15 protein-coding genes and 3 pseudogenes are annotated in these 21,356 nt (G+C 60.2%); all 18 read left to right on the top strand.

Annotation, left to right across the window (positions count from 1 at the left end):
• Positions 1-87: 87 nt before the first annotated feature.
• Positions 88-351, top strand: a pseudogene (locus AC1DQ3_RS26065) (dihydrodipicolinate synthase family protein); the annotation flags it as partial.
• Between the two features lie 205 nt (positions 352-556).
• Entirely contained in the window at positions 557-1,570 is a 1,014-nt protein-coding gene (locus AC1DQ3_RS26060; RefSeq protein ID WP_477123044.1) for a tripartite tricarboxylate transporter substrate binding protein, read from the top strand.
• 42 nt (positions 1,571-1,612) lie between these two features.
• Positions 1,613-3,157: a UxaA family hydrolase gene (locus tag AC1DQ3_RS26055; RefSeq protein WP_477123043.1), complete on the top strand. Its 1,545-nt coding sequence runs from the start codon at positions 1,613-1,615 to the stop codon at positions 3,155-3,157.
• A 38-nt stretch (positions 3,158-3,195) separates the two neighbouring features.
• Positions 3,196-4,137 (top strand): SMP-30/gluconolactonase/LRE family protein, encoded by a 942-nt coding sequence (locus AC1DQ3_RS26050; RefSeq protein WP_477123042.1) that lies wholly within the window; start codon positions 3,196-3,198, stop codon positions 4,135-4,137.
• A gap of 120 nt (positions 4,138-4,257) precedes the next feature.
• Positions 4,258-5,550, top strand: a complete 1,293-nt coding sequence (locus AC1DQ3_RS26045) for an MFS transporter (RefSeq protein WP_477123041.1) — start codon at positions 4,258-4,260, stop codon at positions 5,548-5,550.
• A gap of 104 nt (positions 5,551-5,654) precedes the next feature.
• Positions 5,655-6,464, top strand: coding sequence for an NAD-dependent epimerase/dehydratase family protein (locus tag AC1DQ3_RS26040; protein WP_477123040.1), 810 nt, complete (start codon positions 5,655-5,657; stop codon positions 6,462-6,464).
• A 45-nt stretch (positions 6,465-6,509) separates the two neighbouring features.
• Positions 6,510-6,614, top strand: a pseudogene (locus tag AC1DQ3_RS26035) (sulfite exporter TauE/SafE family protein); the annotation flags it as partial.
• A pseudogene (locus AC1DQ3_RS26030) lies at positions 6,614-7,057 on the top strand (MFS transporter); the annotation flags it as partial. The pseudogenes AC1DQ3_RS26035 and AC1DQ3_RS26030, both read left to right, overlap by 1 nt.
• Before the next feature lie 41 nt (positions 7,058-7,098).
• Positions 7,099-8,673, top strand: coding sequence for an amidase family protein (locus AC1DQ3_RS26025; protein ID WP_477123039.1), 1,575 nt, complete (start codon positions 7,099-7,101; stop codon positions 8,671-8,673).
• Positions 8,674-9,120: 447 nt separating this feature from the next.
• Positions 9,121-10,062, top strand: coding sequence for a tripartite tricarboxylate transporter substrate binding protein (locus AC1DQ3_RS26020; protein ID WP_477123084.1), 942 nt, complete (start codon positions 9,121-9,123; stop codon positions 10,060-10,062).
• 263 nt (positions 10,063-10,325) lie between these two features.
• A complete protein-coding gene (ggt, locus tag AC1DQ3_RS26015; protein ID WP_477123083.1) occupies positions 10,326-11,933 on the top strand; it encodes a gamma-glutamyltransferase in 1,608 nt (535 codons plus the stop codon).
• Positions 11,934-12,439: 506 nt separating this feature from the next.
• Complete coding sequence (locus AC1DQ3_RS26010) at positions 12,440-13,483, top strand: ABC transporter ATP-binding protein (RefSeq protein ID WP_477123038.1); 1,044 nt, start codon at positions 12,440-12,442, stop codon at positions 13,481-13,483.
• 8 nt (positions 13,484-13,491) lie between these two features.
• Positions 13,492-14,463: an ABC transporter ATP-binding protein gene (locus tag AC1DQ3_RS26005; RefSeq protein WP_477123037.1), complete on the top strand. Its 972-nt coding sequence runs from the start codon at positions 13,492-13,494 to the stop codon at positions 14,461-14,463.
• Positions 14,464-14,491: 28 nt separating this feature from the next.
• Positions 14,492-15,445, top strand: coding sequence for an ABC transporter permease (locus tag AC1DQ3_RS26000; RefSeq protein ID WP_477123036.1), 954 nt, complete (start codon positions 14,492-14,494; stop codon positions 15,443-15,445).
• On the top strand, positions 15,442-16,341 hold the full coding sequence (locus AC1DQ3_RS25995) for an ABC transporter permease (RefSeq protein ID WP_477123035.1): 900 nt from the start codon (positions 15,442-15,444) through the stop codon (positions 16,339-16,341). The genes AC1DQ3_RS26000 and AC1DQ3_RS25995 overlap by 4 nt, the downstream gene beginning before the upstream one ends.
• A 159-nt stretch (positions 16,342-16,500) precedes the next feature.
• Complete coding sequence (locus tag AC1DQ3_RS25990; RefSeq protein WP_477123034.1) at positions 16,501-18,012, top strand: ABC transporter substrate-binding protein; 1,512 nt, start codon at positions 16,501-16,503, stop codon at positions 18,010-18,012.
• A gap of 182 nt (positions 18,013-18,194) precedes the next feature.
• Positions 18,195-19,649 (top strand): ABC transporter substrate-binding protein, encoded by a 1,455-nt coding sequence (locus tag AC1DQ3_RS25985; RefSeq protein ID WP_477123033.1) that lies wholly within the window; start codon positions 18,195-18,197, stop codon positions 19,647-19,649.
• A 6-nt stretch (positions 19,650-19,655) separates the two neighbouring features.
• Positions 19,656-21,050, top strand: a complete 1,395-nt coding sequence (locus tag AC1DQ3_RS25980; protein ID WP_477123032.1) for an amidase — start codon at positions 19,656-19,658, stop codon at positions 21,048-21,050.
• Positions 21,051-21,356: the final 306 nt, after the last annotated feature.

The raw sequence follows: 21,356 nt of genomic DNA, 5'->3' as shown, positions 1-21,356 counted from the left end.
TGAACAAGGCGGTCAATGCTGTTTTTGCATTCTGCCAGTTTCTACAATTTGTCTCAAATCAAATGAAGATTCTCCAGGAGACGACTGATGGCTGATGTTGCCCGCCCGCGCGGCGTTTTCTCTCCCGTCCTCACGCCGTTCGGCGCCGAGCATGCGCCGGATGCTGAGCGCTTCGTGCGCCATTGCCGCTGGTTGACGGCGCAAGGCGTGGGGCTGGCGGTGTTCGGCACCAATTCCGAAGCCAACTCGCTGTCGGTCGACGAAAAGCGCCGCTTGCTGGACGTACTGCTGGACGCGGGTATTCCTGGCTCCCAACTGATGCCTGGCACCGGCGCCTGCGCGCTGCCGGATGTGCGCATCGTGCGGCCGCCGCTGACGGAGCTGCAGGCGGGCCAGCGCGAGGCACTGGCGCAGTCGCTGGACCCGCTTGGATTTGTGATGCCGGGCGCGCAACTACTGGCAGCCTGAACCGATAACAGGACCATCGGCCCATCCGTGGACAAAGAACTGCCATGGACCAGTGTTGAAAACAGGACATAACATCCGGGAGACACCTATGCCAGCCACGCCCTTCACCCACCAGTCCAACGATGCGCGCCGGCGCATCATGCTGTGCGCAGCGATTGCCGGTATCGCTGCGATTGGCTGCGCCTCGCCTTCAAGGGCGGCCGACGCCTATCCGAAGAAGACTATCCGCATCGTGGTGGGCTTTGCCCCTGGCGGCGGCGCCGACATCGTGGCCCGCCAGATCGGCAACCAGCTCGCCAGGCAAACGGGCCAGACAGTGATCGTCGATAACCGGCCCGGCGCTACCGGCACCATCGCGGCGACCAACGTGGCCCAGTCGGCTGCCGACGGCTATTCGATGATGCTGGCGTCGCAGTCGACCATGGTCATCGCGCCGAGCATGTACGCCAATCTGCCGTTCGATCCGCTGAAGGACTTCATGCCGGTGACACAGGTGGTATCGATGCCGCTGGTGATGGTAGTGAATCCGTCGGTGCAGGCCCGCACGGTGCAGGATGTGATCGCGCTCGCGCGTGCCGACAAGCTGAGGAGCTATGCCTCGTCGGGCGCAGGCGGCCCGCAGCACATTGCCGGTGCGCTGTTCGATTCGATGAGCGGCATCAAGCTGACGCACGTGCCTTACAAGGGTGAGGCGGCGGCGTTGACCGACGTGATGTCCGGCACTGTGTCCTTGATGTTTGCCAACGTGCCGGTGGCCGCGCCGTTCATCAAGAGCGGCAAGCTCAAGGCAATCGCGGTGTCCAGCCTGGCGCGTGCCCAGGCGCTGCCGCAGGTGCCAACGTTGTCGGAGGCGGGGTTGAAGAACTTCGAGGTGCTGACCTGGTACGGCTTGTTTGTGCCTGCCAAGACGCCCAGGGCCATCGCCAGCAAGATCAGCGACGAAGTCAGCGTAGCCCTGAAAGATCCAGGGTTGCGCGCCAAGTTCACCGAGCAGGGGCTCACTATCCTCGGCACCAGTCCCGAACAGTTCAGCACGTTCATGACCACCGAAGTCCCCAAGTGGGGCAGCGTGGTGAAGAGCGCCGGCATCCAGGCCGAGTGAGCGCCCAGGCTTTATCCGACTCCGCAATCCAGGAAACGTAGTATGGAAACCCAGCAAAAGAGCATCATCGGACCTTGTATCCGCCTGCATCCTGCGGACAACGTGTTGGTCGCCCGCATGAACGTGGCCATTGGCGCGCAAGTGCCGGGGGAAACCTGGGGCGTGCGTAGCCAGGTTCCCGCCGGCCACAAGATCGCCGCCCGCTTTATCAAGGCCGGCGAGCCGATCCTGAAGTACAACGTCTGCATCGGCTTTGCCGCGGCCGACATCCAGCCGGGCAGCTACGTCCATTCGCACAACGTCAGCTTTCAGGAATACGAACGGGACTACGCCTTCGGCCGCGACTACCGGCCCGTGGACCCGGTCGAAGCAGGCCGGCAGGCAAGCTTCGACGGCATCGTGCGGGCCGACGGCCGTGTGGGCACGCGAAACTATCTCGGCATCCTGTCAACGGTGAATTGCTCCGCCACCGTCGTACGCAAGATCGCGGAGTGGTTCACGCCGGAGCGGCTTGCAGACTTCCCCAACGTCGATGGCGTGGTGGCGTTCAGTCACTCGCTGGGCTGTGGCATGGAGATGACAGGAGAGCCCATGGATCTGCTGCGCCGGACCATGGCCGGCTATGCGCGCCACGCCAACCTGGGCGCCGCTCTCATCGTAGGGTTGGGTTGCGAACGCAACCAGCTAAAGGGCCTGCTCGACGCGCATTCTCTGGAGCCCGGCCCCCTGCTGCGCACCTTCGTCATGCAGGAAAGCGGCGGTACGCGCAAGACCATCGAGGCCGGCATTGCCGCGGTCAGGGAACTGCTGCCGCTGGTCAACAGCGTGGAGCGCCGTGCGGTGCCGGCCAGCCACCTGACCGTGGGCTTGCAGTGCGGCGGCTCGGACGGGTTTTCGTCCATCACCGCTAATCCGGCCCTGGGCGCGGCTGTGGATCTGCTGGTGCGCCACGGCGGCACCGCCATCCTGTCGGAGACGCCGGAAATCTACGGGGTGGAGCACACGTTGACCCGTCGTGCCGCCAGCCGCGCAGTCGGCGAGAAGCTGCTGGAACGCGTACTCTGGTGGAAAGAGGATTATTCCGTCGGACGTGACGTGCAGATCAACGGCGCGGTCAGCCCGGGCAACCAGATGGGTGGCCTGGCCAATATTTTCGAAAAATCACTGGGCTCGTCAATGAAGGGCGGTACGGGTCCGCTGATGGAGGTGTACCGTTACGCCGAGGCGGTCACGCAGCACGGGCTTGTATTCATGGACACGCCGGGCTACGACCCGGTATCGGCCACTGGCCAGATCGCCGGCGGCGCCAACCTGATCGCCTTCACCACCGGACGGGGCTCGATGTTCGGTGCCAAGCCCGTCCCCAGCCTCAAGCTGGCCACCAATTCGCCGATGTATCGGCGGCTGGAGGAAGACATGGACCTGAACTGCGGCACGATTCTCGACGGCGAGAAATCCATTGAGCAGGTCGGCGAAGAGATCTTCCAGCTGATGCTGCTTACCGCTTCGGGCAAGGCGTCGAAGAGCGAACTGCTAGGGCTCGGGGACAACGAATTCGTGCCCTGGCATATCGGCATCATGAGCTGACTACCGGCATACGGGAACAGTAAGAAGGAAGGTACGTCATGTGGCAAGCAAGTGCACGATACCCCGATCCTCGCATCCAGGTGCTGGATCCGGAGTTCGAGAAATACCGGATCGCCTACGCCGCGGTGGAGCAGATCGCAACTGGATTTCGCTGGGCGGAAGGGCCGGTCTGGTTCGGCGATGGCCGCTTTTTATTGTGGAGCGACATTCCGAATGACCGAATGATGAAGTGGGAGGAGGAGACTGGCGCGGTCAGCGTGTACCGGCAACCATCGGGCTACGCGAACGGCAACACGCGCGACCGGCAAGGACGATTGATCACGTGCGAACACGGCGGGCGCCGCGTGGTGCGCACTGAATACGACGGTAGCCTCACGGTGTTGATCGACCGCTTTGAGGGAAAGCGCCTCAATTCGCCCAACGATGTTGTCGTCAAATCAGATGGTTCCATCTGGTTCACTGATCCGCCGATGGGAATACAAGGCAATTACGAAGGTCGCGCCGCGACCCCGGAACTGCCTCATTCGGTCTACCGGCTCGATGCCGAGTCGGGTTCGCCGACCGTCATGGCAACGGAGCTGAAGGGGCCCAACGGCCTGTGCTTCTCCGCGGATGAGCGCATCTTGTATGTAATCGAATCGCGCGGAACGCCAGGGCGCAAGATTTGGGCCTATGACCTCGTCGATGGTGGCACGCGTATTGCCAACGGAAGAATCCTGCTAGATGCGGGCGCAGGAACAATCGACGGCATGCGCTGCGATATTCACGGAAACCTCTGGTGTGGTTGGGGCATGGGCAGCGATGATCTTGACGGCGTCATGTGTGTGTCGCCCGAGGGAAAACTGATCGGCCGGATCGCGCTTCCTGAACGCTGTGCAAATCTTTGTTTTGGTGGACTGATGCGTAATCGGCTCTTTATGGCTTCTTGCCAGTCAGTCTATGCCTTGTATGTGAACACGCAAGGCGCCGTAGGCGGCTGAGTCTCCGTCTTGCCGTCCACACTTTTCCTCCCTCTTCAGCTCCTTGGAGAGCTCAGTCATTTAATTTGCAATTAATATTTTGTAATTGTACTTATAAATAGTATAGGTTTTTTGGAGGCAATGATGTCTGGAAAGTATCGATATGTAGTGGCCGGCCTTCTATTTGCGGCCGGGATGATCAACTACATGGATCGCGCTGCGCTGGGCGTCGTTGCCCCGATTATTAGCAAAGAGCTGAACATTTCCCCGTCGCAGCTCGGAATTGTCTTTAGCAGCTTCTTTTTTGGATACTCCATCTTTGCGTTTGTCGGCGGACAACTTGCTGACCGCTATGGGCCACGGCGTGTCTTCTCCTGGGCGATGGGAGGCTGGTCACTGCTGTGTGGACTCACTGCGGGTGTGACAGGCTTCACTACTCTTCTCCTGTCGCGCGCATTGTTCGGATTCGGGGAAGGGCCGATGAATTCGACAACCAACCGGACCATTACCAATTGGTTTCCGCGTGGTGAAACCGGCAGGATGATCGGCTTCTCCTTCTCGGGGCAAACGCTCGGCAGTGCAATCGCCGGCCCGATTGTCGGACTGGTGGCAATCTCCTTCGGGTGGCGCATTTCCTTTGTCGTGATTGCGCTGATTGGATTCATCTGGATCGGATTCTGGCGCTATTTCGTTACCGATAACCCGGCGCAGAACCGCCGTGTGGCCGCTGACGAAGTGCGGCTGATCGAACAGAGCCGCAGTGCCGCGCACCCAGCCGATGAGGGCGAACGCGGAACGACGCTGCGCGAGTATCTGTTCAAGCCCAGTATATTGGCGCTGGGCACCGGCTTGTTTGCGGTGAACTACACCCTGTTCATTTTCGTCTCCTGGCTGCCGAGCTATTTCACTAATGCGCTGCACCTCGACCTGAAACAGATGAGCATCCTGAGCACAATTCCCTGGGCGTGCGGCGCAATCGGCTATTTCGGCGGTGGCATCCTGTCAGATTTCATCTACAAGCGCATGAAGAATCCGCTGAATGCACGCAAGCTCTCGGCGGTCTTGCCACTTGCCTTGTCCGCACTCGCCATGCTCGTCGTGAGTTTCGCTACGGAGACAGCCACGGCAGTGGCTCTTGTGGCGGCTGCTGTGCTATTCCTGACTGCCTCCTCGCAGGCTTGCTGGGCACTGATGCACGAACTCGTTCCGGGGAAACATCTGGGCGGCGTCAGTGGATTTGTGCACCTTCTGGGCAATATATCCGGCATCGTCGGCCCCACCGTCACTGGCTTCGCGGTTGAGTACTTCGGCGGATACAGCAGTGCTTTTGCGCTTGGCGCAACGATCGATCTGGTGGGTGTTCTGGCCATGGTGTTCGTGATCAATAGCGGGACCACAATGAGCCAACCGGCAGCGAGCAATTCCGCTGCATAGCAGGTGTTCAGCGACGCATCAGAATGGATGGCGACTATCCGTCCTTCCCGTTAGAAGGTTTGCTTCTCGAAGCAGGCCGAGCACGCAATATATAGGAGAAGTTCATGAAGCGCGTCTTGATTACTGGCGCTGCCGGTCACATCGGCCGTGTGCTGCGCAAAGGATTGCAAGGGCATTACGAACTGATACGGCTTGCCGATGTCGCACGCCAGGCGCCTGCTGGTGCCGGCGAGGAAGTCGTGACGACTGACATTACGGACATCGAACAACTCGCTCGAACGATGCAGGGAATCGATTGTGTAGTTCACCTGGCCGGCATTCCAGATGAGGACACATGGGACCGTATTCGCCGTCTGAACATCGAAGGTTGCTACAACGTGTTCGAGGCTGCCCGCATGGCTGGCGTCAAACGCGTGATTTTTGCAAGCTCGAATCACGCTGTTGGCTTTCATCGCCGCGATCGAATCATCAATGACGAAGTAATGCCGCGTCCGGACAGCCGCTATGGCGTGTCCAAAGTCTTTGGCGAAGCGCTTGGCCGCCTCTATGCGGACAAATATGGCCTGTCAGTGGCGTGTCTGCGTATCGGGTCATTTCGTCCCGACGACCAACCCACCGTGGAACGCCACCTTTTCTCGTGGATCAGTCATCGGGATACTGTGCAGTTGACGCGCCGAGCGATCGATGCACCGAAGTATCACTTCCTTATCGCATATGGCGTTTCGGCCAATGCCAGAAATCGCTGGAACAATGCCAACGTGCGGTTCCTTGGTTATGTACCCGAAGACGATGCGGAACGGTACGCAGACAAAATCCTGGAATGCGGTGTCCATGAGGATGAACGCGAAGCTCTGTTCCATGGCGGTTTTGGCTGTCTTGTCGAATTTACGGGACGGCTTGAGGATATCGATTGACCGCGTATTCTCGGATGACTCCCCAATCAGGATAGGCTTTTACGCATGGATGCAGTGATCTTGGTTGTGACAATTGGAGCCATTGTTGCGGGCTTCGTTCAAGGGCTGTCTGGCTTCGCCTTTGGTCTCACTGCCATGTCCTTCTGGGCCTGTTTGGCTGGGTGTCCGACCGGTGGGGCCGCGAAAACACGATGTGCTTCGCCTTTGCGCTGGAAGGGGTGGCGATGGCGCTGTGGCTCCTGACCCGCGAGAACGCCGTGCTGTTCGTGCTCTTGTCCGGCGTCGTGTTTCTCGGCTGGGGAGAGATCTTCTCGCTCTTTCCATCCACGTTGACCGATACGTTCGGCACGCGCTATGCAACCACCAATTACGGCTGGCTCTACATCTCCCAGGGCATTGGTTCAATCCTGGGCGGACCGCTCGCTGCCCTGATGCACGAAAGACTCGGTAGCTGGATGCCTGTATTTGGTGTCGCCATTGCCCTCGACATTTCGACAGCATTGTTGGCGATTGCTGTGCTCAAGCCGGCGCTACCTCGGATAAGGCCTGCGCGGCCAATTCTTCGGGACGCTTTATTTTTTGTGGTTCGATGAAATATTTATACTTCCGCGTTAACCTTGATAGAGGCATTCTAATGAAGCAGATAGCAGTCAATACAATGGTAGTAGTATCCGGGTTGCTACCTTTAGCAGCTTATTCGGCTGACAAGCCATTTGATGTTATGGAATCGTCCGTTGCCGAGATCCATGAGGCGATGCAGGCAGGAAATTTGACATGCCATGGACTTGTAAAGCAATATCTGGATCGAATTCAGGCTTATGACAAGCAAGGTCCGGCATTGAACGCCATGCTCTACATTAACCCGGACGCTCTTGCGCAAGCAGATGCCATGGATCTGGAATTCAAGCGTAGTGGAAAAATGAAACCATTGCACTGCATTCCGACAGTACTCAAGGACAATTACAATACCGCAGACATGCCAACCACCGGGGGCTCCGCTTCGTTGGCTGGAGCGCGGCCCGCGGAAGATGCATTTGTTGTAAGTAAACTAAAAAATAATGGTGCATTAATTCTCGGAAAAACTAATCTTCAGGAGTTTGCGCTAGGCGGCGTTACTGTGAGCTCCCTGGGCGGGCAAACAAAGAATCCCTACGATCTAAAATTGACTCCCGGTGGCTCAAGCGGCGGCACCGCGGCGGCACTGGCTGCAAATTTCGCAACGATTGGTACCGGATCGGATACGGCAAATTCGCTTCGTTCGCCAGCTTCTAATAATAGCCTGGTTGCAATTCGACCGACGCTTGGATTGGTCAGCAGATCTGGCATCGTGCCGGTTTCCTTCACCCAAGATGAGGCGGGACCTATTGCGCGTTCGGTGGGCGATGCCGCCCGCATGCTGGACGTCATGGCCGGGTATGATCGAGCCGATCCAGTGACTGCATTTAGCGTCGGGCACATCCCCAAGACGTATACCGATTCCCTGCACAAGGAAGGGTTGAAAGGGGTGCGGATCGGCGTAATGCAGACTCTTTTCGGAATTGGGCCTGACCATCAGGAGGTCAATCGCGTCATGGCGAATGCAATCGATATTCTGAAGAAAAATGGAGCAATTATTGTACCCATCTCAACGCCGGAGATGGATACCGACAAATTGAATGCCAGTCTTGATGTGCAGAAGTATGAATACAAAAGCAGCATTAATGCCTACCTCAAAACGGGCGGAGATAATTACCCCGCGCATTCACTGGATGAGATCATCGCCAGTGGAAAAACGCATCAATCGCTGAGTAAATTCTTGCTGTCCGCCCAAGGTCTGGAAAATGGCCTGAATGAACCGGACTACAAGGAACGGCTACTAAAGATCGACGCGCTTAAGATGAGTCTTGCAAACCTGATGGCGGAAAATCGGCTGGATGCGATGATTTATCCACACCAAAAACGCCTGCCTGTGCCGATTGGAGAGTATGACCAGAAGGAGCGTAATGGTATTCTGGCTTCGCTAACAGGTTTCCCCGCCGTTGTTGTTCCTGCCGGGTTTTCTTCTCCAACCGAGGATGCTCCGCGCGGCGTGCCTGTCGGCATGGAATTTCTCGGTCAGCCATGGAGTGAACCTCAGCTGATCCAGTACGCGTATGGTTTTGAACAGGCTTCCCTCGCGCGCAGGGCGCCAGCGTCCACGTCCACGGCGCGCTTAGCACGCGTCGACTGAAAATCTATGTTTGAATAAATGGCCCGTTCACCGGGCCATTTATTCATCTCAATATGGATTCTCACCTGCATGTGTTGTTTTGGGCATATTCCACTTTCGACCTTCATGGCGATGGCCACTAGCGAGCCAAGCTCGAACCGCTCGTGCGCGGTGATTCCGGCCTGCCGCAGGTACCGGTCGGCCTGCCTGTATCCATAAATTCTCTTTGGATTAAAGAAAGACTTGCATGGTTTATCTTTGCTCCGGCGTGACCCACACTTCCGCATTACAAAGCCACGCGTTCACGCTGCCATGAGAAGCAAACTGTTCGTCCCTGGCTCCTGCCCGGAATTGTTCGACAAGGCATCCGCCAGCGCAGCAGACGGCCTGTCGTTCGACCTCGAGGACGAAGGAGGCATTGTGAAAGCATCATCCGCATCCGTTTCCCGTAGCGTGGCGTTCGCCGCCATGCTAATTGCCAGCCTGGTGTCTGGCGTGGTCTTCGCGCGGGGCGGGTATCCTAGCAAGCCCATCACCATCGTCGTGCCGTATCCGGCGGGCGGATCCAACGATATCTTCGCGCGCATCGTCGCCAAGGGGATCGGCGAGGAGCTAAAGCAACCCGTTGTCATCGACAACCGCCCCGGCGCCAGCGGCAATACCGGCACGGGCATCGTCGCAAAGTCGGCCCCGGACGGGTACACGCTCGTTGTCGTGTCGTCCAGCATGACGACCAATGCCGCGGTGCAGGCCAAACTGCCGTTCGATGCGGTCAAGAGCTTCGCGCCCGTGGCGATGTTTGCGCAAGGGCCGTTCATCGTCGCGGTCAACAATGAATTCCCCGCCAAGACTCCGCAGGAACTGATTGCCGCGATCCGCGCCAAGCCGGGCAAGTACAACTACGCCTCGTCCGGGGCGGGCGGCGTCAACCAGTTCGGCACCGAGCTGCTCAAGGCCAAGGCCGGCAACCTGCGCATCACGCATATCCCGTATCGCGGCATGCCCCCGGCCTTGACCGACCTGATCGGCAACCAGACGCAGTTGCTTATCTCCACCGGCCCCTCGCTGCTGCCGATGATCCGCGCCGGCAAGGTGCGCGCTGTTGGCATCACCAGCCTCAAGGCGAGCCCGATCGCGCCGGAGCTCACGCCTATGTCCAGCGCCGTGCCGGGCTATGAGTTCGAGCTCTGGTGGGGCCTGCTGGCGCCGGCCGGCACGCCGCCGGCGATCGTCAACCAGCTCAACGCCGCCGTCAACGCTATCTTGTCCAAGCCCGAGATCAAGGCGGCCTTCCTGAAGGAAGGCGCCGAAGCCAGGCCCGTCACGCCGGCCCAGTTCGCCGCCACCATCGTGCAGGACGTGGAGCGGTGGCGGGCGCTTGCCAAGCGACAGAACATCGTTGTGGACTGATGTGGACTGATATGGGTCGATGTGTTTTCGCGTTACCCGCACTGCCAATTGCCCGGAGATTTCCATGCGCTTCCCTAACGATGACCGTGCCGCGCCGCTGAGCGAGCGCGCCGGCAAGTTCGTGAATGCCGACATGTGCGGCTTTGACCGCATACTTTCCGTCGAAGCGCCTAATTGCGCCGACATTTTTTCAACCGCCGTACTTAGCTGAACGGCTTGCCGCCGCCAGACTTCGCGTCGGCTGCTATTTACATCAAGACAACATGCAATCGAATCAAAGCGCCTTCTGGACCTTCCCCTACACGTCGCAGCGTTTGCCGCTGGTCGCCGACAACGTCGTGACGACCTCGCAGCCGCTTGCCTCCGCGGCCGGCTTGCAAATGCTGCTGCGCGGCGGCAATGCAGCCGATGCGGCGCTTGCCACTGCAATCGCCCTGGCTGTGGTCGAGCCGTGCAACAACGGTATCGGCGGCGACGCGTTTGCGCTGATCTGGGATGGCAAAAAGCTGCACGGTTTGAACGGATCGGGCCGCGCACCGGCCGCATGGACGCGCGAGTATTTTTCAAAATACGAGGAGATGCCGAAGCGGGGCTGGGACTCCGTAACCGTGCCAGGCACCGTTTCAGCGTGGCGCGCCATGTGGGAGCGCTTTGGCAGCCTGCCGTTCGAAGCGCTGTTCGAACCGGCGCTGCGCTATGCGCGTGAAGGCTATCTGGTTTCGCACAATGTCCACAATCAGTGGCAAAAACAGGTCGACGACCTGATCGATCAGCCGGGCTACCGCGAAGCGTTTGCCCCCAACGGCCGGGCACCGCTTCAGGGCGAGCGCTTCATTTGCCCGGGACAGGCAAATACGCTCGAGCGAATTGCGCGCACCAAGGGCGACGATTTTTACCATGGCGAACTGGCCCGTGCGATCGCCGACCACGCGCGCAATACCGGCGGCGCGATCACTGAAGCCGACCTCGCCGCGCATGAGGCGGACTGGGTCGAGCCGATCAGCATCCGCTACCGGGATGTTGAACTGTACGAGATCGGGCCTAACGGTCAAGGCATTGCGGCGCAGATGGCGTTGGGCATGCTTGAGCATTTCGATTTGAAGATCATGGACCAGGATAGCGCGCTGGCGATGCATCTGAAGATCGAGGCAATGAAACTGGCCTTTGCCGACTTGCATGAATACGTCGGCGACGTGGATCACATGACGGAAGTAACTGCGGCCGACCTGCTCAACCCGGCATATCTGGCAAAGCGCGCCAAGCTGATCGACCCCGAGCGGGCAGCGCCGGCCCGCATCGGCAAGCCGCTTGGCGGCGGCACCGTCTACCTGACCACGGCGGATCGCAACGGCATGATGGTTTCGTTTATTCAATCCAACTTCAAGGGCTTCGGTTCCGGCGTGGTCGTGCCCAATACCGGCATCGCCTTGCAAAATCGCGGCTGGGGCTTCAATTTGCGTCCAGGCCATACCAACGAAGTGGCGCCTGGAAAACGTCCATTCCACACCATCATCCCCGGCTTCCTGATGCAAAACGGCCGGCCGCTGATGAGCTTCGGCCTCATGGGCGGATCCATGCAGGCACAGGGTCATATGCAGATGGTCTCGCGCATGGTCGATCAGGGACTGAACCCGCAGGCGGCTAGCGATGCGCCGCGCTGGCGCGTACTTGACGACAACCATGGCGTTACCGTCGAATGGAATATGCCGCAAGCGGTGATTGAAGGACTGACATCGCGCGGGCATCCGATCACGGTTGCCAAACGCTTTGATACCGAGTTCGGCAGCGCCCAGGCGGCTTTGCGCCTGGACAATGGCGGCTATGTAGCTGCATGCGATCACCGCAAGGATGGCTATCCCGTCGGAATTTGACTCTCCATTTTGCATTCAATATTCAATGTGGAGGTGCACTGAACGATCCGTTTAGGTGCATACAGGCGCCATATGGGTGCAAACGCGTTGTGCAATTCGCTGCACACTGCGTTTGCATATTGAATGCAACATCCGAAAATTACGGCGCGCCACTTGCGCGCACGATCCCTTGTATCAACTTTGGAAACGGCCGACCTGTTCAGCGCCCAAAGTGGCGTATGGGTTGTATACATCTCAGGCAACGTTGGCTGCGTAGCGCATCCGATCACCGCAAGGATGRCAACCCGGTCAGATTCGGGGCCTGAAGTTTGCATTCACAATGCAATATATAGGTGCACCTATGATGCATTTAGATGTGTATAGGCGGCATTTAGATGCGCGCATACGGCTGCCCGCCAGGCGTCCACGCGGCATCGCCGTGTGCCATGTTCGAATAATGAATGCAATATGTGAAATACTGGCATGCTACTTGCACAAGCGATCTCATGTAGCAACTTGGGAAGAGCATGTCCGAAACACTCAAACAAATTCCCGATCTTGGGGGTCCTGCGCAGGCGTTGCTAAGCGTTCAGGGCCTGATCAAGCATTTCCCTCTGAAGGGGGGCCTGTTCGGGCGCAGCCCGGGCAAGGTTCAAGCGGTCGCCGGCGTCAACTTCGAACTGCGTAAAGGCGAAACGCTAGGCATCGTCGGCGAATCAGGCTGCGGCAAGTCCACCACGTCCCGGCTGATCATGGCCCTCATGCAGCCGACCGCGGGGGAGATAGTATTCGACGGACAGACTGTCGGATCGCGCGGGTTGACGATGAAAGACTACCGCCGCCAGGTGCAGATGGTGTTTCAGGACAGCTATTCTTCGCTCAATCCCCGGCTGACCATTGAAGACATCGTCGCCTTTGCGCCGCAGGTGCATGGCTTGGGCAAACGGGAATCGCTCGCTGCTGCGCATGAATTGATGACTGCGGTGGGACTCAATCCCACCCAGTTCGGCCGCCGCTATCCGCACGAACTGTCGGGCGGCCAGCGCCAGCGCATCAACATCGCCCGCGCACTGGCGCTGCGGCCGCGCCTGCTCATTCTCGACGAGCCGGTCTCTGCGCTCGACAAGTCGGTTCAGGCCCAAGTGCTCAATCTGCTGGTTGATCTGAAAGCGCAATACGACCTGAGCTATCTGTTCATCAGCCACGACCTCAATGTGGTCCAGCATATGTCGGACCGCGTACTGGTGATGTATCTCGGGCGCGTGGTGGAAATCGGACCGGCGGACGCGATCTACACCGACGCGGCTCATCCTTATACCGCGGCGCTTCTGGCCAGCCGGCCATCGATGGATCCGGAGCAGCGCGCCAACGAGCCGCCGCTGGCCGGCGATCCTCCCAATCCGGTCAACCCGCCCTCGGGTTGCCGCTTTCGCACCCGCTGCGCGCATGCGGAACAGGTCTGCGGCGAGCAGAGCCCGGCCATGGCGGCTGTCAGCGACCGCCATTTCGCGGCCTGTCTGATGGCCGAGCCCGGTAGTGGCCACAGCCGTTCACTGCACGTCGCAGCTTAAGGGGCATCATGGAACCACTAGTACAAGTACGCGACCTGAAGGTCAGCTTCGTGTCCAAGGACGCGACGGTGAGCGCCGTCAACGGCATCGATTTCGACCTCGCGCCGCGTGAGACGCTTTGTGTCCTGGGCGAAAGTGGATCGGGCAAATCGGTGATGTTGCGTTCGTTGATGCGCCTGAACCCGCCGCGTAAGACGGTGATGTCCGGTGCCATGCGAATCGCTGGCCAGGATGTGATCGCCGCCTCCGAACGGCAGCTCGTCGATTTGCGCGGCGGCGTCGTCTCGATGATCTATCAGGAGCCGATGACAGCGCTGGACCCGGTCTTCAAGGTCGGTACCCAGATCGCCGAGACCATCGTCCGCCATGAGGGTATCAGCCGCGCAGAGGCCGATCGCCGCGCGCTCGATCTGCTGGAACTGGTGCAGATCCCCTCCGCCAAGCAACGCCTTAACGCCTATCCTTTCGAACTCTCGGGCGGATTGCGCCAGCGCGCCGTCATTGCGATGGCGCTGTCTTGCCGCCCGAAGCTGCTGCTGGCCGACGAGCCGACCACTGCGCTCGACGCCACCGTGCAGATCCAGATCCTGCTACTGCTGCGGCGGCTGCAACAAGAACTGGGAATGGGCGTGATCTTCGTGACGCACGACCTCGGCGTGGCCGGCGAAATCGCCGACCGGATTGCGGTCATGTACGCCGGCCGCTTCATCGAGGAGGGGACGACGCGTGAAATCATGCGCGGGCCGCTGCACCCTTACACGCAGGGGCTGCTCGGCGCGACGGTACACCCCGGCATGCGCGGCGAACGCCTCGCAACCATCCGCGGCGCGCCGCCCAACCTCGAACGGTTGCCGCAAGGCTGCGCCTTCGCACCGCGCTGCGCCCAGGCCGAAGCCGCATGCCTGGCCGAAACGCCTGCGCTGCGCAGGCGCTCCCCAAGCCGCGCCATACGTTGCGTGCTCGTGCCGGACGCCGTCTGACCGTATCTGGAACACGAAGGAGTTACCTGTGATTTTCTACTTGCTGCGCCGGGTCATCTATACCTTCCCGATTGCGCTTGCGGTCAGCCTCGTCTGCTTCATGCTTGTGCATATCGCGCCGGGGGATCCGATCAACGCCATCGTGCCGCCCGACGCACCGCAAGAGCTGGTGGTGCAACTCAAACACGACTACGGCCTCGACAAACCGCTGCCGGTGCAATTCGGGATCTGGCTTGTGCACGTCGTACACGGAGATCTGGGGCGCTCGCTCGCCAGCGGCCGGCCTGTGCTGGAAGATCTCTCGGATGCGATAGGCAACACCTACCGGCTTTCGATGGTCGCAGCCACGCTCGGTTTCGTGTTCGGCTCGCTGTTCGGCGGACTCGCCGCCGCATTCCGCGGCACCTGGATCGACCGCACCCTGGTCGGCATCGCGGTGGCCGGCGTATCGCTGCCGCATTACTGGCTCGGCATGGTGCTGGTGGTGATATTCGGCGTCATGCTGAATGTACTGCCGGCGATGGGGGCGGGGCCCGACGGATCCGCGGTATGGTTGTGGGACCTGAATCATCTGCAGCATCTGGTGCTGCCGGCGGTGACGCTGGCCGCCATCCCGATGGGCATCATTACCCGTACCGTGCGCGGCATCGTTGTCGAGATCCTCAATCAGGACTTCATCACAACGCTGCGCGGAAAAGGCATGCTGCGGCGTGACATCTTCATCCACGTGGTCAAGAATGCGGCGCCGAACGCGTCCGCGGTGATGGGACTGCAACTCGGCTATCTGATGGGCGGCTCCATTCTGGTCGAAACGGTGTTCAGTTGGCCCGGCACCGGCTTTCTGCTAAACAACGCTATCTTCCAGCGCGACATCCCTGTGCTGCAGGGCACGATCCTTGTCCTGGCCATGTGCTTCGTTGCACTCAACCTGTTGGTCGATCTGTTCCAGACCGCCCTTGACCCAAGGATTAAACGCTCATGACCGGCATTTCGACTACCCCGGCGGATCTCACGATCCAAACCAAACATGCAACGCAAAGCCACGGCTACTGGCATGGCGTGTCGCGCCGGCTGCTGCGCGACAAGACGACCATCGTCTTTGGCGTCATTTTGCTGCTGATGTTCGCGGCGGTCCTGTTGGCATCGGAGCTCACTTCCAACGATCCCTTCCAGGGCGATATGCTGCACCGCCTGATGCCGATCGGTTTCGGGCATCATCCGCTCGGCACCGACGAGCTCGGGCGCGACATGCTCACGCGCCTGCTCTACGGCGGGCGCACCTCCTGGTTTCTCGGCATCACCCCGGTCGTCATCGCCCTTGCCATCGGCGGCCTGCTCGGCATCACCGCCGGCTTTGCGGGCGGCGGCGTGAACATGATGATCATGCGCGCCACCGACGTGTTCTTCGCCTTTCCCTCGGTGCTGCTCGCGGTCGCTATCAGCGGCGCGCTGGGAGGCGGCATCTTCAACATCATCCTGTCGCTCACATTGGTCTTCATTCCGCCGATCATCCGGGTCGCGGAAACGGTCACCACCAGCGTTCGGGAGCTCGACTATATCGAGGCCGCGCGGGCCAGCGGCGCCGGCAGCTTCACCATCGTGCGCGTGCACGTGCTGCCCAATGTACTTGGCCCGATTTTCGTGTACGCGACCAGCTTGATCAGCGTATCGATGATCCTTGGCGCAGGTCTCTCCTTTCTGGGCCTCGGCACCAAACCGCCGGACGCGGAATGGGGACTGATGCTCAATACCTTGCGCGGTGCGATCTACACCCAACCGCTGCTGACCATGCTGCCCGGCTTCTGCATCTTCGCCACCAGCATCGGCTTCAACATGGTCAGCGACGGCTTGCGCGCAGCCATGGATGTGCGGGCCTAGGCCGGCGCACGCCTGACACTAATACTAACTATATATCTAAAGAAACCGCTCATGATTACTCGTCGCTTCCGTGCAGTTCTCGCCAGTTGGACCTTGGCCCTGGGCCTGGCCGCTGCGCTGGTCTCGCCGGCCCAGGCCGAAGATACGCTGCGCATCGCCATGACCGCAGCCGATATTCCGACCACCACCGGCATGCCCAATAACGGCTGGGAAGGCATGCGCTTTCTCGGCTATCCGATCTTCGAAGGGCTGGTGTTGTGGGATCTGACACATTCCGACCGCTTGGCAACCATACGGCCCGGACTGGCCGAAAGCTGGGAGCAGGCGAAAAACGACAGGAAGACCTGGATCTTCCACCTGCGGCGCGGCGTGAAGTTTCATGACGGCACCGATTTCAATGCCGATGCGGTGATCTGGAATTTGGATCGCTACTTCAAAAAGGAGAGTCCGCAGTTTGAGGCCGGAGCCACCGGTATCACGCGCTCGCGCGTGCCGCTGCTGGCCAGCTACAAGAAGATCGACGACAGAACGGTTGCACTCACCACAACCACGCCAGCCTCCTATTTCCCGTCAACGGCAGTCTATATTCTGTTCACCTCGCCGGCCTCGTTCGAGAAGGCGGGCCGCAATTGGGCCAGCGTGGCCACGCTGCCGGCCGCCGGCACCGGGCCGTTCCGCATCGCCCAGGTCACGCCGCGCCAATCGGTGCGGCTGGTGCGCTGGGACGGTTACTGGGATGCCGCACATAAAGCCAAGGTCGATTCCATACTGCTGCGGCCGATACCGGAAGCCAACACCCGTCTGGCTGCGTTGCGCTCGGGTCAGGTGGACTGGATCGAAGTGCCGCCAGCCGATGGCATACCGTCTCTCAAGAGCGCCGGTTTCACCATCTCGACCAATTCCTATCCGCATGTCTGGCCGTGGTTCTATAACATCGGCGCCGCAAACAGCCCATTCAAGGATGTGCGTGTGCGGCAGGCGCTGAACTATTGCGTTGACCGTCCCGCCATTGTGTCGCTGCTCAACGGCACCGCCGAGCCCGCGGCCGGCTGGCTCAAGCCGAATGATCCGGCGTTCGGCAAACCGGCCAATCGCTACAGTTTCGATCCGGCGAAAGGCAAGGCCTTGCTGGCGCAAGCCGGCTATACCGCGCAAAAGCCGTTGTCGTTCAAGGTGATGATTTCCAATTCCGGCTCCGGCCAGATGCTGCCGCTGCCGATGAACGAATTTCTGCAACAGAACTTGAAACAGGCTTGCGGCGTGGACGTGAAGTTTGATGTCGCGGAGTGGCAAGTGCTGCTCACCGCGGCGCGTCTGGACCCGGACAATCCGGCGCTGCACGGCGCGATGGCGCTCAATTTCAGCTCGCCCACAACCGACATCGCCGCGATGGCGCGCTATTTCGCAGCAGTCAATGCCTCGCCGGCCGGCTCGAATTTCTCGCAATGGAAAGACGACAAGTTCGAGACGGCGCTGGATACGGCGGCCAATGCAACGGACAACGCAACGATCCAGGCTTCCTACCGGACCGCGCATGAACGCCTGGTGGACAATCCGCCATGGCTCTACGTCGTCCATGACCTGAACCCGCGCGCGATGAACAAGAAGGTGCATGGCTTCGTGTCGGCGCAATCCTGGTTCGTCGATCTGAGTCTGGTCACTCTGCACTAACAATAGGAATACCATTAATGCATATTCGTCGCTTCCGTGCCGCTCTCCACGGTTGGCCCTTGGCCCTGAGCCTGGCCATCGCGCTGGTCTCGCCGGCCCAGGCCGAAGATACGCTGCGCATTGCCATGACCGCAGCCGATATTCCGACCACCACCGGCATGCCCAATAACGGCTGGGAAGGCATGCGCTTTCTCGGCTATCCGATTTTCGAAGGACTGGTGTTGTGGGATCTGAGCCATTCCGACCGCCTGGCAACCATACGGCCGGGATTGGCCGAAAGCTGGGAGCAGGCGAAAGACGACAAGAAGACCTGGATCTTCCACCTACGGCGCGGCGTGAAGTTTCATGACGGCACCGATTTCAATGCCGATGCAGTGATCTGGAATTTGGATCGCTACTTCAGAAAGGAGAGTCCGCAGTTTGAGGCCGGAGCCTCCGGTATCACACGCGCCCGCGTACCGCTGCTGGCCAGCTACAAGAGGATCGACGACAACACAGTTGCGCTCACCACGACCGCGCCGACTTCTTATTTTCCATTAATGGTGGTCTACGTGCTGTTCACTTCGCCGGCCTCGTTCGAGAAGGCGGGCCACGATTGGGCCCGCGTTGCCACGCTGCCGGCCGCCGGCACCGGTCCGTTCCGCATCACGCAGGTCACGCCGCGCCAATCGGTGCGGCTGGCGCGCTGGGACGGTTACTGGGATGCCGGACACAAAGCCAAGGTCGATTCCATACTGCTGCGGCCGATACCGGAAGCCAACACCCGGCTGGCTGCGTTGCGCTCGGGTCAAGTGGACTGGATTGAAGTGCCGCTGCCCGACGGCGTTCCGTCGCTCAAGGCCGCTGGTTTCAACATCTCGACCAATTCCTATCCGCATGTCTGGCCGTGGATGTACAACATGAGCGCCCCGAACAGTCCATTCAAGGATGTGCGCGTGCGGCAGGCGCTGAACTATTGCGTCGACCGTCCCGCCATTGTGTCGCTGCTCAACGGCACCGCCGAGCCCGCGGTCGGCTGGCTCAAGCCGAATGATCCGGCCTTTGGCAAACCGGCCAATCGCTACAGTTTCGATCCCGCGAAGGGCAAGGCCTTGCTGGCGGAAGCCGGCTATACCGCGCAAAAGCCGTTGTCGTTCAAGGTGATGATTTCCAATTCCGGCTCCGGCCAAATGCTGCCGCTTCCGATGAACGAGCTGCTGCAGCAGAACCTGAAGCAGGCTTGCGGCGTGGATGTGAAATTCGATGTGGTGGAGTGGCAAGTGCTGTCGAGCACAGCGCGTCTTGCGCCCGACAATCCCGGGCTGCACGGCGCGATGGCGGTCAATCCCAGTTCGGCCACGACCGACATCGGCTTGATGGCGCGTTATTTCGCCGCAGCCAACGCTACGCCGGCGGGCAACAATTTCGAGCACTGGAAAGATGACAAGTTCGAGGCGGCGCTGGACACGGCGGCGAAGGCAACGGATCCGGCAACGATTCTGGCCTCTTACCGCGCCGCACATGAACGCCTGGTAGACAATCCGCCATGGCTCTACGTGGTGCATGACCTGAACCCGCGCGCGATGAACAAGAAGGTGCATGGGTTTGTCCCGGCGCAATCATGGCTGCTCGACCTGACCCTGGTCAGTATGCATTAGGAAAACATGACAAACGATCCTCTTTTGTCTCCAGCGCATGTCCTGTCGAGGGACGTTGCCGCGCGGCGTCTCTCGCCGGTCGATCTGATGGATGCATTGCTGGCGCGGATCGCAACACATGATCCGAAACTGCATGCCTTCGTCGAAGTCTATGCACCCGAAGCGCGGCTGGCTGCGGAAGCCGCCGATAAGGCCATACGATCAGGCCATGCTCTTGGCCCCTGGCACGGCATTCCGATCGCGATCAAGGACATCATCGACATCGAAGGCCGGATCACCACTGGAGGCTCGGCTAGCAGATTGAACCATCGCGCGACGACCACGGCGACGGTGGTGCGCCGGCTGGTCAGTCAAGGGATGATTGTGCTGGGCAAAACGCAGACGGTGGAATTCGCCTGCGGCGCCTGGGGCACAAACCAGCATATGGGCACGCCATGGAATCCATGGGACGCCAGGACGCCGCGTACGCCCGGCGGATCGAGCAGCGGCTCCGGCGTCGCGGTTGCGGCGCGCCTGGCGCCCTGGGCGCTCGGCACCGACACCGGCGGCTCGATCCGCATGCCGGCTTCCTGGTGCGGCATTACCGGCCTGAAAACGACGATCGGCCGCATCAGCACGCACGGTATCCTGCCGCTCAGCCCCAGTCTCGACACACCCGGCCCAATGGCCCGTACAGTGCGGGACGTGGCGCTGCTTTACGATCTGCTGCAAGGGCCGGATCCGCTGGATCCCGTCACGCGCGGCCGTCAGGCGACCGATCCGATGCCGACCCTGGAGCATGGCGTGCGCGGTCTGCGGCTCGCGCGTCTGCCGGCGGTGGAACGCACTGGCGTCGAGGCCGACGTGCTGGATGCGTACGACCGTTCGCTGGCCGTGCTGGCCGGACTCGGCGCGGAGATCGTTGACATCACTCTGCCGTTCCAGCTCGTCGATTTTGTGTCGATGACACACATCATGCAGTCGGAGTCGTATTTCCTGCGCGGCCCGACCGTCGAGGATCGCAGTCTGAAGCTCGACGAGGTCGTGCGCAGCCGGCTGCTCGCCGGAGCCGGCCTCTCGGCCAGCGATTACCTGGCGGCGCTGCGCCACCGGGACGAGATGAAGCTGTTGATGGAAGCCGCGCTGACCGGAGTGCATGCATTCCTGACCCCATCCACGGCGACGGCGGCAATGCCCTTGCAAGAGGTGGATCAGACGACCACGCCGACCCGCTTCATGCGCTTCGCCAACATACTCGAAATGTGCGCATTGTCGCTGCCAAACGGCTTTACCGCCGGGGGGTTGCCAACTTCCCTGCAAATCGCCTGCGGCGGTTACCAGGAAGCGCTGGCGCTGCGTATCGGGCACGCCTATCAGGAGGCGACCGACTGGCATGACCGTATCCCCGCTGCGGCCGCATAAAGTTCATGGATTCGGATTTATTCCCCGCGCTTTCGCCCCGCTTTCGCAGCGACTGCGAATTGAGTCCTCGCAACTGTACCGAGGCACTCGGTTGCAGTCTCTAGTTCGTTCGTACAGCGATAACTGGAGTTCACCCGCAGTCAATTTTTATATCAAGCCACGACAGAAAAAATTCCCAGTGGCGAAGACGATTATTTCCAAAAGTGGTGCAGGATTGTCGCTATGACGCCGGCATAAATATTGCATGGTTATCTCGTCGTTTCGAATTGATTCAGGAGTGCAATTCAGTCAATAAAAGGGGAAATT

Source organism: Cupriavidus sp. 01T418 (assembly GCF_056398885.1).
Note: the sequence above shows the minus strand (reverse complement) of the source record. Positions and strands in the feature narration are given on the sequence as shown.

Coding starts and splice junctions, on each gene's coding strand:
- AC1DQ3_RS26060 (WP_477123044.1), top strand. CDS start 557: ATGCCAGCCACGCCCTTCACCCACCAGTCCAACGATGCGCGCCGGCGC.
- AC1DQ3_RS26040 (WP_477123040.1), top strand. CDS start 5,655: ATGAAGCGCGTCTTGATTACTGGCGCTGCCGGTCACATCGGCCGTGTG.
- AC1DQ3_RS26005 (WP_477123037.1), top strand. CDS start 13,492: ATGGAACCACTAGTACAAGTACGCGACCTGAAGGTCAGCTTCGTGTCC.
- AC1DQ3_RS25980 (WP_477123032.1), top strand. CDS start 19,656: ATGACAAACGATCCTCTTTTGTCTCCAGCGCATGTCCTGTCGAGGGAC.
- AC1DQ3_RS26045 (WP_477123041.1), top strand. CDS start 4,258: ATGATGTCTGGAAAGTATCGATATGTAGTGGCCGGCCTTCTATTTGCG.
- AC1DQ3_RS26010 (WP_477123038.1), top strand. CDS start 12,440: ATGTCCGAAACACTCAAACAAATTCCCGATCTTGGGGGTCCTGCGCAG.
- AC1DQ3_RS25985 (WP_477123033.1), top strand. CDS start 18,195: ATGCGCTTTCTCGGCTATCCGATTTTCGAAGGACTGGTGTTGTGGGAT.
- AC1DQ3_RS26055 (WP_477123043.1), top strand. CDS start 1,613: ATGGAAACCCAGCAAAAGAGCATCATCGGACCTTGTATCCGCCTGCAT.
- AC1DQ3_RS26050 (WP_477123042.1), top strand. CDS start 3,196: ATGTGGCAAGCAAGTGCACGATACCCCGATCCTCGCATCCAGGTGCTG.
- ggt (WP_477123083.1), top strand. CDS start 10,326: ATGCAATCGAATCAAAGCGCCTTCTGGACCTTCCCCTACACGTCGCAG.
- AC1DQ3_RS25990 (WP_477123034.1), top strand. CDS start 16,501: ATGACCGCAGCCGATATTCCGACCACCACCGGCATGCCCAATAACGGC.
- AC1DQ3_RS26025 (WP_477123039.1), top strand. CDS start 7,099: ATGAAGCAGATAGCAGTCAATACAATGGTAGTAGTATCCGGGTTGCTA.
- AC1DQ3_RS25995 (WP_477123035.1), top strand. CDS start 15,442: ATGACCGGCATTTCGACTACCCCGGCGGATCTCACGATCCAAACCAAA.
- AC1DQ3_RS26020 (WP_477123084.1), top strand. CDS start 9,121: ATGCTAATTGCCAGCCTGGTGTCTGGCGTGGTCTTCGCGCGGGGCGGG.